The organism is Cellulomonas sp. ICMP 17802 (genome assembly GCF_041295535.1).
Classification (GTDB): Bacteria; Actinomycetota; Actinomycetes; order Actinomycetales; family Cellulomonadaceae; genus Cellulomonas.
This window is the reverse complement of record NZ_JBGFQZ010000045.1, coordinates 1-15,592: the sequence shown is the minus strand read 5'-3', so window position 1 is coordinate 15,592 and position 15,592 is coordinate 1. Positions and strand designations below refer to the sequence as shown.

16 protein-coding genes are annotated in these 15,592 nt (G+C 74.1%); 10 read left to right on the top strand and 6 right to left on the bottom strand.

The annotated features are described in order from the left end of the window. The 3 genes from AB5970_RS18465 to holA form a co-directional block, all read left to right on the top strand. Positions 1–477 (top strand): helix-hairpin-helix domain-containing protein (locus AB5970_RS18465; protein ID WP_370505412.1); only part of this gene is annotated, 477 nt, incomplete at its 5' end. Then, positions 474–2,093: a ComEC/Rec2 family competence protein gene (locus tag AB5970_RS18460; protein WP_370505411.1), complete on the top strand. Its 1,620-nt coding sequence runs from the start codon at positions 474–476 to the stop codon at positions 2,091–2,093. The genes AB5970_RS18465 and AB5970_RS18460, both read left to right, overlap by 4 nt. 19 nt (positions 2,094–2,112) lie before the next feature. Further along, on the top strand, positions 2,113–3,120 hold the full coding sequence (holA, locus tag AB5970_RS18455) for a DNA polymerase III subunit delta (RefSeq protein WP_370505410.1): 1,008 nt from the start codon (positions 2,113–2,115) through the stop codon (positions 3,118–3,120). 3 nt (positions 3,121–3,123) lie between these two features. On the opposite strand, the gene AB5970_RS18450 is transcribed toward holA, so the two are convergent. Then, a complete protein-coding gene (locus tag AB5970_RS18450) occupies positions 3,124–3,747 on the bottom strand; it encodes an EAL domain-containing protein (protein WP_370505409.1) in 624 nt (207 codons plus the stop codon). Between the two features lie 87 nt (positions 3,748–3,834). Continuing rightward, positions 3,835–4,563, bottom strand: a complete 729-nt coding sequence (locus AB5970_RS18445; RefSeq protein WP_370505408.1) for an EAL domain-containing protein — start codon at positions 4,561–4,563, stop codon at positions 3,835–3,837. A 202-nt stretch (positions 4,564–4,765) separates the two neighbouring features. On the opposite strand from AB5970_RS18445, the gene AB5970_RS18440 reads away from it, so the two are divergent. After that, positions 4,766–4,909 carry a hypothetical protein gene (locus AB5970_RS18440; RefSeq protein ID WP_370505407.1) on the top strand — a complete coding sequence of 48 codons (144 nt, stop codon included), beginning with the start codon at positions 4,766–4,768 and terminating at the stop codon, positions 4,907–4,909. Between the two features lie 91 nt (positions 4,910–5,000). Beyond that, positions 5,001–6,323, top strand: coding sequence for a helix-turn-helix domain-containing protein (locus AB5970_RS18435; RefSeq protein WP_370505406.1), 1,323 nt, complete (start codon positions 5,001–5,003; stop codon positions 6,321–6,323). A gap of 177 nt (positions 6,324–6,500) precedes the next feature. Here AB5970_RS18435 and rpsT read toward each other — a convergent pair whose 3' ends face one another. After that, positions 6,501–6,761, bottom strand: coding sequence for a 30S ribosomal protein S20 (gene rpsT, locus AB5970_RS18430; RefSeq protein WP_370505405.1), 261 nt, complete (start codon positions 6,759–6,761; stop codon positions 6,501–6,503). Positions 6,762–6,944: 183 nt separating this feature from the next. After that, positions 6,945–7,463 carry a type II toxin-antitoxin system PemK/MazF family toxin gene (locus AB5970_RS18425; protein WP_370505404.1) on the bottom strand — a complete coding sequence of 173 codons (519 nt, stop codon included), beginning with the start codon at positions 7,461–7,463 and terminating at the stop codon, positions 6,945–6,947. Between the two features lie 116 nt (positions 7,464–7,579). Between AB5970_RS18425 and AB5970_RS18420 the strand changes: the two genes are divergently transcribed. The 3 genes from AB5970_RS18420 to AB5970_RS18410 are packed head-to-tail and all read left to right on the top strand — an operon-like array spanning position 7,580 to position 10,931. After that, the gene (locus AB5970_RS18420) at positions 7,580–9,172 is read left to right on the top strand and encodes a circularly permuted type 2 ATP-grasp protein (RefSeq protein ID WP_370505403.1); all 1,593 of its coding nucleotides are present in this window, start codon (positions 7,580–7,582) and stop codon (positions 9,170–9,172) included. Further along, complete coding sequence (locus AB5970_RS18415) at positions 9,166–10,095, top strand: alpha-E domain-containing protein (RefSeq protein ID WP_370505402.1); 930 nt, start codon at positions 9,166–9,168, stop codon at positions 10,093–10,095. The genes AB5970_RS18420 and AB5970_RS18415 overlap by 7 nt, the downstream gene beginning before the upstream one ends. Next, positions 10,092–10,931 carry a transglutaminase family protein gene (locus AB5970_RS18410; RefSeq protein ID WP_370505401.1) on the top strand — a complete coding sequence of 280 codons (840 nt, stop codon included), beginning with the start codon at positions 10,092–10,094 and terminating at the stop codon, positions 10,929–10,931. The genes AB5970_RS18415 and AB5970_RS18410 overlap by 4 nt, the downstream gene beginning before the upstream one ends. A 3-nt stretch (positions 10,932–10,934) precedes the next feature. Here the strand turns inward: AB5970_RS18410 and AB5970_RS18405 are convergent, their stop codons facing one another. After that, positions 10,935–11,645 (bottom strand): maleylpyruvate isomerase family mycothiol-dependent enzyme, encoded by a 711-nt coding sequence (locus tag AB5970_RS18405; protein WP_370505400.1) that lies wholly within the window; start codon positions 11,643–11,645, stop codon positions 10,935–10,937. Positions 11,646–11,756: 111 nt separating this feature from the next. On the opposite strand from AB5970_RS18405, the gene lepA reads away from it, so the two are divergent. Beyond that, positions 11,757–13,637, top strand: a complete 1,881-nt coding sequence (lepA, locus tag AB5970_RS18400) for a translation elongation factor 4 (protein WP_370505399.1) — start codon at positions 11,757–11,759, stop codon at positions 13,635–13,637. Next, a complete protein-coding gene (gene hemW / locus AB5970_RS18395; RefSeq protein ID WP_370505398.1) occupies positions 13,634–14,848 on the top strand; it encodes a radical SAM family heme chaperone HemW in 1,215 nt (404 codons plus the stop codon). Before lepA ends, hemW begins: the two co-directional genes overlap by 4 nt. Before the next feature lie 3 nt (positions 14,849–14,851). Here the strand turns inward: hemW and AB5970_RS18390 are convergent, their stop codons facing one another. Continuing rightward, complete coding sequence (locus AB5970_RS18390) at positions 14,852–15,232, bottom strand: DUF4870 domain-containing protein (RefSeq protein WP_370505397.1); 381 nt, start codon at positions 15,230–15,232, stop codon at positions 14,852–14,854. Positions 15,233–15,592: the final 360 nt, after the last annotated feature.

The following is a 15,592-nucleotide window of genomic DNA, read 5'->3' as shown; positions in this document are numbered from 1 at the left end:
GTGACGCTGCCCGTCCCCGCGCCGCAGGGCACCGACCGGCCCAGCGCGGCGCCGACCGGCGAGGTCGTGGTGGACGTCGTGGGTGCGGTGGCAGCACCCGGCGTGGTGCGGCTCGCCGCCGGTTCCCGGGTGGTCGACGCGATCGCCGCCGCAGGCAGCGGCACCTCGGACGCCCGGCTGAGCGCGCTGAACCTCGCGCGGGTGCTCGTGGACGGCGAGCAGATCGTCGTGCCGTCCGCGAGCGACCCGGTCGCCGCGAGCACGACGGGTCCAGCGGCGGGTGGCGACGAAAGAGTCGACCTCAACGCGGCGGACGCCTCCGCGCTCGACGCGCTGCCGGGCATCGGCCCCGTGCTGGCCGGCCGCATCGTCGCGCACCGCGAGGACCACCCGTTCTCGAGCGTCGACGAGCTCGCCGACGTCGCCGGCATCGGACCGACCCTCCTCGACCGCCTGCGCGACCTGGTCCGGGTATGACGGACCCGACTGCGCTCCCGCGGACGGAGCACCCTCTGCCCGACAGCACCCGGGCGGAGCAACCGCGGGCCGGGCGCGACGGCGGACCTGCGCCCGGCGACACGCGGTCGCCGGACGACAGCGACCCGCCGCTCACCGTCGACGTGCGGTTGCTCCCGGCCGCCGTCGCCGCATGGGCGGCCGCGCTGGCCGTGGTCCGGCTGCCGGCGGGGGCCGCGGCGGCATGCGGGGCGCTCGTCACCGTCCTCGTCGTGGTCGGCCTGGCATGCGCCGCGCGCTTCCGGCGTGGTCCTGCGCTCCTGCCCGTGCTCGGCCTCGCGCTCGCCGCCGGGGCCGTGGTGCTGTGCGCGGGGTCCGCCCAGGTGGCCGCCCGCGCCGAGGGGCTGCTGCCCGGGCTCGCGCGGGACGAGGCGGCCGGCCGGATCGAGGGCGTCGTGGTCGTGGAGCCGACGCTCGTCGCGCCCGCGTGGCCGGGTGCGCCGGAGCGGGCGCGGTGCGTGATCGCCGCGGAGCGCGTCACCGCCGGCGGGCGGACGTCCGGCGCGGTCGGTCACGTGCTCGTGCTCGGCCCGGCCAGCTGGACGTCGGTGCCGTACGGGGCCCGGGTGGTCGCGGCCGGGCGACTGCGGCCGGGGGAGCCGGGCAGCCGGACCGTCGCGGTGCTGCTGGCGGGCGGCGCGCCGGACGTCACGCGGGCCGCGCCCCCCTGGGACACCACGGCCACGGCGTTCAGGCACGGAGTCCGCGCCCTGGCGGCGCCCCTGCCGGGCGATGCGGGCGCGCTGCTGGCGGGGGTGAGCGTGGGGGACACCGGCGCGGTTCCCGACGACCTCGCCGCGGCGATGCGCACCGCGGGCCTGACGCACGTGACCGCCGTGTCGGGCGCGCACTTCTCGCTCGTCGCCGCCCTGGTGCTCGCGCTCGCCGCGGCGGCCCGGTTGTCGAGGGCGGCCCGGGTGGCCCTGACCGTCGTCGCGATGGCCGCCATGGTGCTGGTGGTGCACCCGTCACCGAGCGTGCTGCGGGCGGCCGCGATGGGTCTGGTGGGCGTGCTCGGGGTGGTCCTCGGTCGCCCCCACCGGGCCCCGGCGGCGCTCTCGGCGACGGTCGTGCTGCTGCTCGTCGCGGACCCGTGGCTGGCCGGCGAGCTGGGCTTCGTGCTGTCGGTGCTCGCGACGGGTGGCCTGGTGCTGGTCGGCGGACCGCTGGCGGAGCGCTGGTCGTCGCGGTGCGGGCGCCCCGTGGCGACGGCGCTGGCCCTGCCCGTGGCCGCCCAGCTGATGTGCGCGCCCGCCATCCTCGCGGTGACCCCGACCGTCGCGCTGTACGGGGTGCCGGCGAACCTGCTGGTCGCGCCCGCCCTCGCGCCCGCCACGGTGCTGGGGCTCGCCGCCGGCTGCGTCGCGCCGTGGTGGGGCGGGGGCGCCCACGTGCTCGCCCTCGGCGCGGGTGCGGCGTGCTGGTGGATCGGGGCGGTCGCCCGCGTGGTCGCTGCGGCGCCGGGCGCCCAGGTGGCGTGGCTGCCGGGGTGGGTGGGCGTGGTGGCGCTGGTCGTCGCCAGCGCGTGCGTGCTGCGGCTCGTGGCGGTCCGGGGCGCGGCCGCGGAGCGTCGGTGACGTCTGGCAGGCTGTGCCCGTGCCTCCTTCCACCCGCCGTCCCGCCGCCCGGACCGCGGGCGTCTCGTGGGAGGCCGTCGAGCTCGCCCCCGTGCTGCTGGTCAGCGGCGCCGAGGGGCTGCTCGCCGACCGCGCGGTCGAGCGGGTGGTGTCGCTCGCCCGCGCCGCGGACCCCGGGGTCGAGGTGACCCGCCTCGACGCCGCCGACTACGCCGTGGGCACCCTCGGGGTGGTCAGCAGCCCGAGCCTGTTCGCCGAGGACAAGGTCGTCGTCGTCGACGGCCTCGAGCGGGCGAGCGACGACCTGCTGAGCGACGTGACCCAGTACGTCGCCGCGCCCCCGGCCGACGTCGTGCTCGTGCTGCGGCACGCAGGCGGCCAGCGCGGCAAGAAGCTGCTGGACACCCTGCGCACCCTGGGCGTGCCCACCGTGGCCTGCGACGCGATCAAGTCGGACGGCGACAAGAGCGCCTTCGTCACCGCCGAGCTGCGCCGGGCCGGGCGCCGCGCGGACGCCCAGGCGGTGCGCGCGCTGGTCGACGCGGTGGGCAGCGACCTGCGCGAGCTCGCGGCGTCGTGCAGCCAGCTCGTGGCCGACACCACCGGCCTGATCGGCCCCGAGGTGGTCGAGCGCTACTACGGCGGGCGCATCGAGGCGACGGGCTTCCGCGTCGCGGACGCGGCGGTCGCGGGCCAGGCGGGCCAGGCGGTGGCTCTCCTGCGGCACGCGCTCGCCACCGGGGTCGACCCCGTGCCTGTGGTCGCGGCGCTGGCGGCCAAGCTGCGGGTGCTCGCCAAGGTCGCGGCGGTGCGGGGCCGCGGGGCCGGCGCGGTCCGCGACCTGGGCCTGGCGCCGTGGCAGACGGACCGCGCGATGGCCGACCTGCGCCGCTGGACGCCGGAGGGGCTCGCCAGCGCCATCGCCGCCGTGGCGCAGGCCGACGCGGAGGTCAAGGGCGAGGGGCGGGACCCGCAGTTCGCCGTCGAGCGGGCCGTGCTGCGGGTCGCCGGCGCCGTCGGCTCGTGACCCCTACGCGCTGAGGGTCACGGCCGGCCCGAGCACGTCACCCTGCAGCAGGTCGAACCCGAGGGTGCGGCACTCCTCGACGAGCCCGAGGTCCGAGACGCGTTCCGCGACGAGGGTCGCGCCGTGCCGGCGGGCCAGCTGCACGAGGCCCGTGCCGAGCCGGTGCACGTCGCGGCAGTCGATCTTCACGAAGTCGGCGTACGGCATCATCGCCAGCTGGTCCGGCTCGGCGGCGAAGTCGTCGATCGCGATCCGGTAGCCCCGGGACCGCAGGCGGCCGAGCCCCGCGAGCACCGCGGCGTCGGCCTCCACCGACTCGACGACCTCGAGCACCAGGCGGTCGGCGTGGGCCGGGAGCAGCCGGTCGTCGACCAGGAACGAGCGCGTGACGTTGACGAACGCGAACGTCTCGCTGGTCGGAGGGCCGTCGCCGAACAGGACGTCGAGCACCGACGCGGTGGCCACGTCCTGGCGGTCCGAGCCCCAGCGGTCGACCTGCGCAGGCAGCCCCTCGCGGGACCGGTAGAGGAACTCGTTGCCGTACAGCAGCCCGCCGATGGTCCAGATGGGTTGGCGCGCGATCGGCAGCCGGGACGGGACTGCGGGGGAGACGCTGGGCGCGATCACACCTGATGAGAGGGGTGTGACATCGGTCTATGACGCCGTTCACCCGACCGGGCTAACGGCCTGTGACCGGTGGCGTCTCGCGCGACCCTAAAGACTGACGCGCCGCGCGCCGGCGCGGTCCAGCACCCCGGCGCGCTCGAGCAGGTTGCCCTGGAACAGCGTGAAGCCGAGGTCGCGTGCGTGGCGCAAGGTGTCCGGGCTCTCGACGTACTCGGCGACCAGCAGCGCGCCGTACGAGCGCGCGAGGTGGACGACGGGCGGGCCCTCGACGTCGAGGTCGCGGACGTCGATCTTGACGAAGTCCGCGTGCGGCAGGAGCCGACGCTGGTTCGGGTTGCTCACGAAGGAGGGGACCGCGATCCGGAAGCCCTCCTCGCGCAGCCGGCGGATGCCCGTGAGCACCGCGTTGTCGACGGTGACGGCGTCGTTCACCTCGATCACGAGGCGGTCCGGGCGGCGGGGGATGGGCAGGTCGCCCACCAGGTAGGCGCGCGGGCAGCGGACGAACAGCAGGCGACCGTGCGCCACGTGCTCCAGGTCGGCGCGCCCGAAGGTGGCGCCGAAGACGTGCGCGGTCGCCCGTTCGTGCTGGTGCGGGCTCCAGGAGACGGCCGTCGCGGTGTGCTGGTCCGGCGACCGGAAGGAGAGCTGGTAGGCGAACGGACGGCCGTGCTCGGAGAAGATCCCCTGCCGCGCGACGAGCACCGGCTCGTGGGAGATCCGCTGAGCCCACTCCAGCCGGAGGGCAGTCGGGATGGCGTCCTCCACTGCGGCCGCGAGATATGCGAGCCGCCCGTCGGCGTCGTCCGGTGTCATGGCATCTATGACATCACAACTTCGGCGCTGTGAACCGACGAGTTGCGGGTGGAATTCTCGAGCGGCGATCCTGGTGCCGCTCGGAACATGAACATTCACCCGATCTGGGTCGGACCTGTCCGAACCTGGAGACGTCACGCCGGTCGCACGTCATCATGGGCACCACCCCGGATCGCCGGCGCCAGTCCAAGGAGCACTCCTCATGCCCAGAACGTTCAAGTCCGCCCTCGTCGCCCTCGCCTTCATCGGCACCCTGACGCTGTCGTCCGGGGCCGCCATCGCGGACGGCACCAGCGACAGCCCCACCACCGGCGGTGCCAGCGGCTGCTGCCGTCTGGTCGAGTGATCTCGGCCCCGGGGCACAGCCCGGGCACAGACACGCCGCCTCCGAAGGGGGGTGGTGCAACAGGGGGACGTCACACATACAATGACTGACCATGACCACGATTGCTGACCGGGTACGCGAGGCACGGCTGGCCGCTGGGCTCTCCCAGACGGCTCTCGCCGGGTCCGCCTTCTCACCCAGCTACATCTCACTGATCGAGGCGGGTCATCGGGAACCGACCGACTCCGCGCTCGCCGTGCTGGCCACCCGCCTGGGCACGACTCTCGAGTATCTGAAGCACGGCGAGGACGGCCCCAACGAGGCGCGCACGCGGCTCGAGATCGACTACGCCAAGCTCGACATGACCCAGGGCGACGCTGCCGGGGCCCGTCGACGGCTGGAGGCGCTCGACCTCGACATCGTCTCGCCGTCGGTCCGCGTGGAGGCGCTGACCACGTTGGCGCACGCGTTCGAGGTGCTGGGCGACCTGGAGTCGTCGGTGGCGATCCTCGAGCCGCTGCTGGCCGACTCCCGGGCGCGGACCCACCACGTCGAGTCCGCCAAGCTGGCCAACGCGCTCGTCGCGTCGTACCTCGAGGCCGGTGACCTGCACCGCAGCGTCGAGGTCGGCGAGCGGACGCTGGCGGAGCTCGAGGCGGCGGACCTCACGGGGACCGACGAGCACCTGCGGCTCGCGTCCACGGTGCTGTGGGCCTACGTCGAGCGCGGCGACCTGCTCTACGCCACGCACCGGGCGGCGGAGCTGGTCCGGCTGGCGGAGTCGCTGGGCACGCCGCGCGGCCGGGGGAGCGTGTACTGGAACGCGGCGCTCGTGGCCGAGCAGCGGCGCGACTACGAGCTCGCGCAGCGCTACACCGAGCGGGCGCTCGCGCTCCTCTCGGAGGGCGAGGCGGACCGCGACCTGCCGCGCCTGCGGCTCAACTACGCGTGGCTGCTGCTGCGCTCGGACCCGGTCGACCCCCGCGGGGCCCTCGACCAGATCGAGCGTGCGGCACCCGACCTGGCCGTCCTGGGCTCCGAGCTCGACCTCTCCCGGGTCGACGTCGAGAGCTCGCGGGCGCACCTGCTCCTCGGTGACGTCGACGCCGCGGAGCGGTTCGCGTCCGCGGCGCTCGAGCGCCTCGGCTCCCCGCCGCGGCTGGAGACGGCGTTCGCCCAGCTCTCCCGTGGCGACGCGCTGCACGCCCGCGGCGACACCGCGGGTGCGGCGCAGGCGTACGAGTCCGCGGCCGACCTGCTCGGCATGATGTCCGCGTCCCGCCAGTCCGCGTCGGCCTGGCGCGACCTGGGGGACCGGTACGCGATGCACGGCGACAGCGCCGCCGCGGCGCAGGCGTACGACCGCGCGCTGCGCGAGGCAGGCTTCCGACCCACGATCCCGCTGAGCGCCTGGGAGACCTGGTCGCTCACCTGATCGGGCCGGAGAACAGTGAAGGCGTCACCCCGCAGGGGGGGTGACGCCTTCACTGCTGTCCGGGTGGTGCCGCTCGTGCCGGCTCCGGCCGGTGACGCACCGAAGGCGCCACCCCTGACGGGATGACGCCTTCGGACGATGCCCGGCCGGCCGACGAGCGGCAGGCTCAGGGACGACTCAGAGCGTGCCGACCGACTTCGCCAGCGCCGACTTCTTGTTGGCGGCCTGGTTGGCGTGGATGACGCCCTTGGAGACGGCCTTGTCGAGCTTGCGCGACGCCTCGACGAGGGCGACCGACGCGGCGTCCTTGTCGCCACCGGCGACGGCCTCGCGGACGCGACGGATGTGCGTCTTGAGCTCGGACTTCACCGACTTGTTGCGCAGACGCGCCTTCTCGTTGGTGGTGATGCGCTTGATCTGGGACTTGATGTTGGCCACGTGTGGACTCTCTTGTGCGTTCGCCGAAGCGATCTGACAGGTCTAGAGGGCGCGCACAGCTCCGGGACTAGGGCGTGGGGATACCCGCGGAGAGGAACTGGGCTTGTGCCCGCCGACCCGGGCGGACACGCGAATGACCATGTTAGCAGGCGAGGGGCCTGCGGCCGAACCCCGTGATCCGTCTCACCAGCCGTTGGTCTGGCGCAGGGCGGCCGCTACCCGGTCGAACAGCGCGCGGTCCACCACCGCGCCCTCGCGGCGGAACGCGGACCGGGGGAGCCGCAGCACGCGGTCGAGCCGGACCTCGCTGGGCCGGCGCTGCGGGTCCCAGGCTCCGGCGCCGATGTCCATCCACACCCTCCCGCGCCGGGCCTCGAGGGCCGCGTCGCGCGAGTGGTCCTTGCTGGTGAGCATCACGCCGAGCACGTTCGGCCCGTCGCGACCGATGACGAGCACCGGGCGGTCCTTCCCGCGGGTCGGGTCGTCCTCGTAGGGCACCCAGCCCCAGACGATCTCGCCCGGGTCGGCGTCGCCGTCGGGATGCGGGCTGTACTCGAGGCGGACGGTGCCGCGGTGGTCGGGGAGGGTCTCGTGCGCCGGCGTGGACGCGCGCTCCGGCGCCGCCGGCGGGGCCGTGGTCCCGGCCAGGCCGGCGATCGTGCGCACCGCGCGTCGCAGGCGGGCCCAGGCCGAGGTGGTCATGGCCTCGACCGTACCGGCGCGGGTCGCACCGGGTGAGTCGGGCCGTGTCGCTCCCCGACCCGCCGGTCGCGCCCCACGTAACGCGGCGTTATCACCGGGCGGATACTGTCCGGATCATGGCGGACCTGTTCGACGACTACCCGACCGGTCCCGCGTGGGACGAGATGATCGACCCCGACGGTGGCGGCTCGCGCGCGGCCTACAAGGGGCTGCACCGCGCGCTCGCGCAGCTCAGCGCCGGTGAGCTGCGGGCCCGGGCCGAGACGCTCGCCCGGTCGTACCTCGCGCAGGGCGTCACCTTCGACTTCGCCGGCGAGGAGCGGCCGTTCCCGCTCGACGTGGTGCCGCGCGTGCTGGCCGGGGACGAGTGGGAGCACGTCGCGCCCGGCGTGGCCCAACGGGTCCGCGCGCTCGAGGCGTTCCTCGCGGACGTCTACGGCCCGCAGCGGGCGATCGCCGACGGCGTGATCCCGCGCAGCGTCGTCGTCTCGTCGACGAACTTCCTGCGCGCGGCGCGGGGCATCAACCCGCCCAACGGCGTCCGGGTGCACGTGTCGGGCATCGACCTCGTGCGCGACAGCCTCGGCGGCTGGCGGGTGCTCGAGGACAACGTGCGGGTGCCCAGCGGCGTGAGCTACGTGCTGTCGAACCGCCGGGCGATGGCGCAGACGTTCCCGGAGCTGTTCGCCGCGCTGCGGATCCGGCCCGTGGCCGACTACCCCCGCCGGCTGCTCGCCGCCCTCACCGCCGCCGCGCCGTCGGGCGTCGACGAGCCGACCGTGGTCGTGCTCACGCCGGGCGTCTTCAACAGCGCGTACTACGAGCACTCGCTGCTGGCCCGCATGATGGGGGTGGAGCTGGTCGAGGGTCGCGACCTCTTCTGCGCGGGCGGGCGCGTGTGGATGCGCACGACGCAGGGCCGCCGCCGCGTCGACGTGATCTACCGGCGCGTGGACGACGACTACCTGGACCCCGTCGTGTTCCGCAACGACTCCTACCTGGGCAGCCCCGGCCTGATGACGTGCGCCCGCAACGGCACCGTCACCATCGCGAACGCGGTGGGCAACGGCGTCGCCGACGACAAGCTCGTCTACACCTACGTGCCCGACCTCATCCGGTACTACCTGAGCGAGCAGCCGATCCTGAGCAACGTCGACACGTGGCGGCTCGAGGAGCCGGACGCGCTGGAGGAGGTGCTGGACCGGCTGGACGAGCTCGTGGTCAAGCCCGTCGACGGCTCGGGCGGCAAGGGCCTGGTGGTCGGGCCCAAGGCGTCCGCGGCGGAGCTCGCCCAGCTCCGGGTGCGGCTGCGGGACGACCCGCGCGGCTGGATCGCGCAGCCCGTGGTCCAGCTGTCCACCGTGCCGACGCTCATCGACGACCAGCTGCGGCCCCGGCACACCGACCTGCGACCGTTCGCAGTCAACGACGGCGAGTCGGTCTTCGTGCTCCCCGGCGGCCTCACGCGCGTCGCGCTGCCCGAGGGCGAGCTGGTGGTCAACTCCTCCCAGGGCGGCGGGTCGAAGGACACGTGGGTGCTCGGGGGTGCGGTGCCGCGCCGGGCGGTCCGGCACGAGACCGACAGCCCGCAGGCCGTCTCGCAGGACTCCGCGGTGCCCATCGACTCCAACCCGAGCGACCAGCGCGCCCAGGTGATGCAGCAGCAGCAACAGGACCTCTCGTTCCCCGCCGGAGGTGCCTCGTGCTGAGCCGGATCGCGGAGTCCCTGTTCTGGATCGGGCGGTACGTCGAGCGCGCGGACGACACCGCCCGCCTGCTCGACGTGCACGTGCAGATCCTGCTCGAGGACCCGTGGGCCGAGGAGGACCTCGCCTGCCGGTCGCTCCTGTCCGTCATGGACCGGGCCGCCCCGCCCGCGCACGTCGAGGTCGGCCGCGAGTACGTGCTCGACATGCTGGCGTACGACCGGTTCGCGCCGTCGTCCATCGCCGGCTCGCTGGTCTCCGCGCGGGAGAACGCCCGGCGGGCGCGCGAGACCATCTCCACCGAGCTGTGGGAGAGCCTGAACGCCACCTGGAACCAGCTGCCGTCGCACATGCGCCCGCTGCGGCCGCACGACTACTTCACCTGGGTCCGGGAGCGTGCCGCCGTGGTCTCGGGCATCACCGACTCCGCGACCTCGCGCGACGACACCTGGAACTTCATGGTGCTCGGCCGGTCCATCGAGCGGGCCGACATGACGGCGCGCCTGCTCACCACGCGCGCGCTCGCCGGGTCGGCCGGTCCCAGCTGGACCACCCTGCTGCGCTCGTGCGGCGCGCACGAGGCCTTCCTGCGCATGTACCGGGGGGCCGCGTCCGACGAGCGCGCCGCCGGGTTCCTGCTCACCGACCAGCTGTTCCCCCGGTCCATCGTGTTCGCGCTGAACCAGGCCGAGGCCTGCCTGACGGCGCTGGAGGGGACGTCGGACCGGTCGGCGGTCGACGACGCGCGCCGGCACATCGGGTACGTCCGCACCAACCTCGAGTACCGGCCGCTGATCGAGGTGCTCGACAAGCTGCCCAAGGAGATGGAGCGGGTGCAGCGCGCCTGCTCCGCCGCGTCCGACGCCATCCGGGGGCGGTACTTCCCGAGCGCGTCCTCGACCAACTGGGTAGGAGAGGCACTGTGAGCCGGCTGCGCGTGGTGCACACGTCGACGTTCCGGTACGCCAGCGCGGTGCTGGCGTCGTACAACGAGGCGCGCATGACGCCCGTGTCGCAGCACGGGCAGACCGTGCTCGAGACCCGGCTCGACGTGCAGCCGCACACCGGCTGGCACGAGTACCGGGACTACTGGGGCACCGCCGTGACCGCGTTCGAGGTGCTCACGCCGCACGAGTCGATGGTCGTCACGGCCGAGCACCTGGTCGAGGTGGCGGACCGCGGCCCGCTGCGGTCGCCGGCGGGCTGGGACACGCTGCGCGGCGCGGAGCTGCGCGACCGGCTGGCGGAGTTCCTCACCGACACGCGGACCACCGCGCCGCCCGACGACGTGGTCGAGCTGGCCCGCCGGGTCGCGGCCGACAAGGAGCCGGCCGAGGCCGCGCTCGCGGTGGCTGACGCGCTGCGCGACGAGATGGAGTACATCCCCGGCGTCACCACGGTGCACACCCCGGCCTCGGAGGCGTGGACCGCGCGGGCGGGCGTGTGCCAGGACATCGCGCACCTGGTCACGGGCGCGCTGCGGTCGATCGGCATCCCCGCGCGGTACGTGTCCGGCTACCTGCACCCGGACTCCACGGCGCCGATCGGCTCCACCGTGCTGGGCGACTCGCACGCGTGGGTCGAGTGGTGGGTGGGCGAGTGGGTGGCCTACGACGCGACCAACCGGGTCATCGCGGGCGACCACCACGTGGTCCTGGCCCGGGGCCGGTCGTACGACGACGTGCCGCCGCTGCGAGGCATCTACGCCGGGGCGGGCACGCAGGAGGCCGAGGTCCAGGTCCGGATCACGCGCGAGGCCTGACGGTCACGGGGTCAGGCGGCGGCCCAGGGCGTCCGCCAGCGCCGCGGCGTCGCCGGAGACCGCCAGGCGCGGATCGTCCTGTCTCGCCCGGCCCCACAGCAGCAGGGCGAGCGTCTCCGCCGGGCCGGTGACCGTCGCGGAGGGGACCGGCTCGGTGGGCGCGCCGAGCAGCCAGCTGCGCCCGGCGTCGTCCGCGACCAGCTCGATCGGGGCCGCGAGCGGCTCCATCCGGCCCATCCGCTCCTGCCGCGGCTGCATCACCGTGACCACCTCGTCGACCGTGTCCGCCCACAGCGCGGGCTCGACCTCGAGCCCCAGGCCGCCCGCGGTGCGCAGGTCCCACAGGTGGACGAGGGTCTCGTGGGTCTGCCGCCGGTGCCAGAACGACGCCGGGCCGTTCCCGACGAGCGTCCACGCGCGGGCGTCGGGGCCGAGGGCGGTCAGCGTGTCCCGCAGCTCGGCCGCGCACGTGGCGTAGAGCTGCTCGAGCACGAACGGGCCGCGGCCGAGCGGCGTCTCCTGCGTGCGGCTCGCCTGGCCCGCGGCCCAGTGGTGGATCCGCGCCAGGTGGACGACGAGGTCCGTGACGCGCCATCGGCCGCACCAGGGCACGCGCGTGGCCGGGTCGACCCGGGGGATCGTCGTGAGGAAGTCGTCCTGGAGCCCGGCCAGGGTGTCGAGGAGGGTGAGGGCGCCGGTTCGGTCCGTCGTCATGGGACCATGGTGGGACCGACCACCGACAGCCGACAGGCTGACCACGGTCACCGTCCGTCGGGAAGGCGCCACCGTGCGCGCCGCCCGACTCCAGCGCCAGGAGCAGTCCGCTTGTCCCCGATCCCGAGTGCCGCCGCCGCGTCGCGCATCCACCCTGCGGCGACCCCGCCGGAGCTGCTGCGCAACTTCTGCATCATCGCGCACATCGACCACGGCAAGTCGACGCTGGCCGACCGCATGCTGCAGCTCACCGGCGTCGTCGACTCCCGGGCGATGCGCGCGCAGTACCTGGACCGGATGGACATCGAGCGCGAGCGCGGCATCACCATCAAGTCGCAGGCCGTGCGCATGCCGTGGGGCGTCGGCGACGACGCGTTCGCGCTCAACATGATCGACACCCCCGGGCACGTCGACTTCACGTACGAGGTCTCGCGCTCCCTGGCCGCCTGCGAGGGCGCCGTGCTGCTGGTGGACGCCGCGCAGGGCATCGAGGCGCAGACGCTGGCCAACCTGTACCTCGCGCTCGAGAACGACCTGACGATCATCCCGGTGCTCAACAAGATCGACCTGCCGGCCGCCCAGCCCGAGCGGTACGCGGAGGAGCTGGCCAAGCTCATCGGCGGCGAGCCCGAGGACTGCCTGCGGGTGTCGGGCAAGACCGGCGCGGGCGTCGTCGAGCTGCTGGACCGCATCGTCGAGCTGGTGCCGCCGCCCACGGGCGACGCGGACGCCCCGGCCCGCGCGATGATCTTCGACTCGGTCTACGACACCTACCGCGGCGTCGTCACCTACGTCCGGGTCATCGACGGCAACCTCAACCCGCGCGAGAAGATCGTCATGATGTCGACCCGCGCGACGCACGAGCTGCTCGAGATCGGGGTCATCTCGCCCGAGCCCGTCCCGACGAAGGGCCTGGGCGTCGGCGAGGTCGGCTACCTCATCACGGGCGTGAAGGACGTGCGCCAGTCGAAGGTCGGCGACACCGTCACCAACGCGAGCAAGCCGGCCGCGCACGCGCTCGGCGGGTACTCCGACCCGAAGCCGATGGTGTTCTCCGGTCTGTACCCGATCGACGGCACCGACTACCCGATCCTGCGCGACGCGCTGGACAAGCTGAAGCTCAACGACGCGGCGCTCAACTACGAGCCCGAGACCTCTGTCGCGCTCGGCTTCGGGTTCCGCGTCGGCTTCCTCGGCCTGCTGCACCTCGAGATCGTGCGCGAGCGCCTCGAGCGCGAGTTCGACCTCGACCTCATCTCGACCGCGCCCAACGTCGTCTACGAGGTCACCCTCGAGGACAAGACCGTGGTCACGGTCACCAACCCGAGCGAGTTCCCCGTCGGCAAGATCGGCGACGTCAACGAGCCGATGGTCAAGGCGACGATCCTGTCCCCGTCCGAGTTCATCGGCGCGATCATGGAGCTCTGCCAGACCAAGCGCGGCGAGCTGCAGGGCATGGACTACCTGTCCGAGGACCGCGTCGAGCTGCGCTACGTGCTGCCGATGGCCGAGATCGTGTTCGACTTCTTCGACCAGCTGAAGTCCAAGACCCGCGGGTATGCGAGCCTCGACTACGAGCGCATCGGCGACCAGGTGGCCGACCTGGTGAAGGTCGACATCCTGCTCCAGGGCGAGACGGTCGACGCGTTCAGCGCGATCGTGCACAAGGACAAGGCCTACGCGTACGGCGTGATGATGACGGCCAAGCTCAAGGACCTCATCCCGCGCCAGCAGTTCGAGGTGCCCATCCAGGCGGCCATCGGCGCCCGGATCATCGCGCGCGAGACGATCCGGGCCATCCGCAAGGACGTCCTGGCCAAGTGCTACGGCGGCGACATCACCCGCAAGCGCAAGCTCCTCGAGAAGCAGAAGGAGGGCAAGAAGCGCATGAAGACGATCGGCCGGGTCGACGTGCCGCAGGAGGCCTTCATCGCCGCGCTCTCGAGCGAGCCCGCGGGGTCCGCCGGCGGCAAGGACGCGAAGAAGAAGTGAGTCCCGCCCTCCCCGAGGGAGACGTGGCGCCCGACGACGGCGCCCTGCCGCCGTCGGCGTTCGAGGGTGCCGACGAACGCGCGTTCGCCGTCTACCTGCACGTGCCGTTCTGCACGGTCCGCTGCGGGTACTGCGACTTCAACACGTACACCGCGACCGAGCTGGGCGGCGGGGCGAGCCAGCACGCGTACGCGGACACGGCGCTGAAGGAGATCGAGCTCGCGGCCGGGATCCTGCCGCGCAGGCCGGTCAGCACGGTGTTCGTCGGCGGCGGCACCCCGACCGTCCTCTCGGTCCCGGACCTCGCGCGGATGCTCGGCGGCGTCCGCGGCGCGTGGGGGCTCGCCGACGACGTCGAGGTGACCACCGAGGCCAACCCCGACTCGGTGACGCCCGAGTCGCTGGAGGCCCTGGCCGGGGCCGGGTTCACGCGCGTCTCGTTCGGCATGCAGTCGGCGGTGCCGCACGTGCTGGCCACGCTCGACCGCACGCACGACCCGCGACGGATCCCGGACGTGGTCCGGTGGGCCCAGGATGCCGGCCTGGCCGTGTCGCTCGACCTGATCTACGGCACGCCGGGCGAGTCGCTCGACGACTGGCGGACCAGCGTCGAGGCGGCGCTGGCCACGGGCGTCGACCACGTCTCGGCGTACGCGCTGGTGGTCGAGGCCGGCACCCGGATGGCCGTGCAGGTCCGCCGCGGCGAGCTCGAGCTCCCGGACGGCGACGACCAGGCCGCCAAGTACGAGCTGGCCGACGACCTGTTCGAGGCGGCCGGGCTGCACTGGTACGAGGTGAGCAACTGGGCCCGGACGCCCGCCGACGCGTGCCGGCACAACCTCAGCTACTGGCGCGGCGACGACTGGTGGGGGATCGGCCCGGGCGCGCACAGCCACGTCGGCGGGGTGCGGTGGTGGAACGTCAAGCACCCGCGGGCGTACGCCGACCGGCTCGACCGGGGTCTGAGCCCCGCCGCCGGGCGGGAGACCGTCACGGGCGACGGCGCGGTGCTCGAGCGGTTGATGCTCGGCGTCCGGCTGGCGTCCGGGCTGCCGCTGGACGCCCTGCCGGCCCAGGCGCGCCCGTCCGTGGCGGGGCTCGTCGCCGACGGCCTGGTGGACGGTCGCGCCGCGACCGGAGGGCGCCGGGTGGTGCTCACGCGGCGCGGCCGCCTGCTGGCCGACGCGGTGGTGCGGACCCTCGCGGGCTGAGCCTCAGCGCACGAGCTCCAGGCTGTACGGGTAGCGGTACGAGCCCCCGCGCTGGACGGCGAGCGCGGCCACGATGCTCAGGACCAGGCTGGCCAGGCTCAGTGCGATGAAGCCCAACCAGCCCACGATGCCGATGACCGGGATGGCGCGCACGACCGCGCAGACGATCAGCCCGATCAGGACCGTGAGCTGGAAGTTGAGGGCGACCCGGGCCTCGGCCGCGGCTGTGCCGCCCTTCTCGCGGTGCACCAGCCAGATGACGAGGGCGGGCAGCCAGCCCGCCCAGACGTACGCGAGGATGCCGCCGAGGTGCGCGAGCACGCCCCACGTGCGGTCCTGGTCGGCGCCGTTCGGGGGCGGGCTCTGGTGGGGCTCGTACGACATCGTGGCTCGCTCCTCGTCCCTGGCCGGCGGCGTGACGGCACGCGCAGCCTACCGACGCGCGGGCCACCCCGCCGGGCGGTTCGGCACCCCATCGACATGCCCGGAAGGCCCGGTTCCTTGACAGGCGCCCTCCGCCCCCGGTTCGCTGACCGCGTGGGCGACGATCGCCCTGTGACCAGGGAGGCCACGCATGAGCGAGAACCCCGGCGGTACCCCGCCGCGCGACGACGAGCCCGCGAAGGCGGCCGAGCCGGTCGTGCCGGCGAGCGGTCCCGACGCCGGCTCGATCGAACCGCCGACGGCGCCGGACCCCGTGCCGCCGCCCGCACCGGAGCCGGCACCCGTGGTCCCGCCCGCACC

Bases quoted from the DNA above. Each gene is read 5' to 3' on its own strand.
- AB5970_RS18460 (WP_370505411.1), top strand. From the start codon at position 474: ATGACGGACCCGACTGCGCTCCCGCGGACGGAGCACCCTCTGCCCGAC.
- AB5970_RS18435 (WP_370505406.1), top strand. From the start codon at position 5,001: ATGACCACGATTGCTGACCGGGTACGCGAGGCACGGCTGGCCGCTGGG.
- AB5970_RS18445 (WP_370505408.1), bottom strand. From the start codon at position 4,563: ATGACACCGGACGACGCCGACGGGCGGCTCGCATATCTCGCGGCCGCA.
- AB5970_RS18405 (WP_370505400.1), bottom strand. From the start codon at position 11,645: ATGACGACGGACCGAACCGGCGCCCTCACCCTCCTCGACACCCTGGCC.
- AB5970_RS18420 (WP_370505403.1), top strand. From the start codon at position 7,580: ATGGCGGACCTGTTCGACGACTACCCGACCGGTCCCGCGTGGGACGAG.
- AB5970_RS18425 (WP_370505404.1), bottom strand. From the start codon at position 7,463: ATGACCACCTCGGCCTGGGCCCGCCTGCGACGCGCGGTGCGCACGATC.
- AB5970_RS18390 (WP_370505397.1), bottom strand. From the start codon at position 15,232: ATGTCGTACGAGCCCCACCAGAGCCCGCCCCCGAACGGCGCCGACCAG.
- AB5970_RS18440 (WP_370505407.1), top strand. From the start codon at position 4,766: ATGCCCAGAACGTTCAAGTCCGCCCTCGTCGCCCTCGCCTTCATCGGC.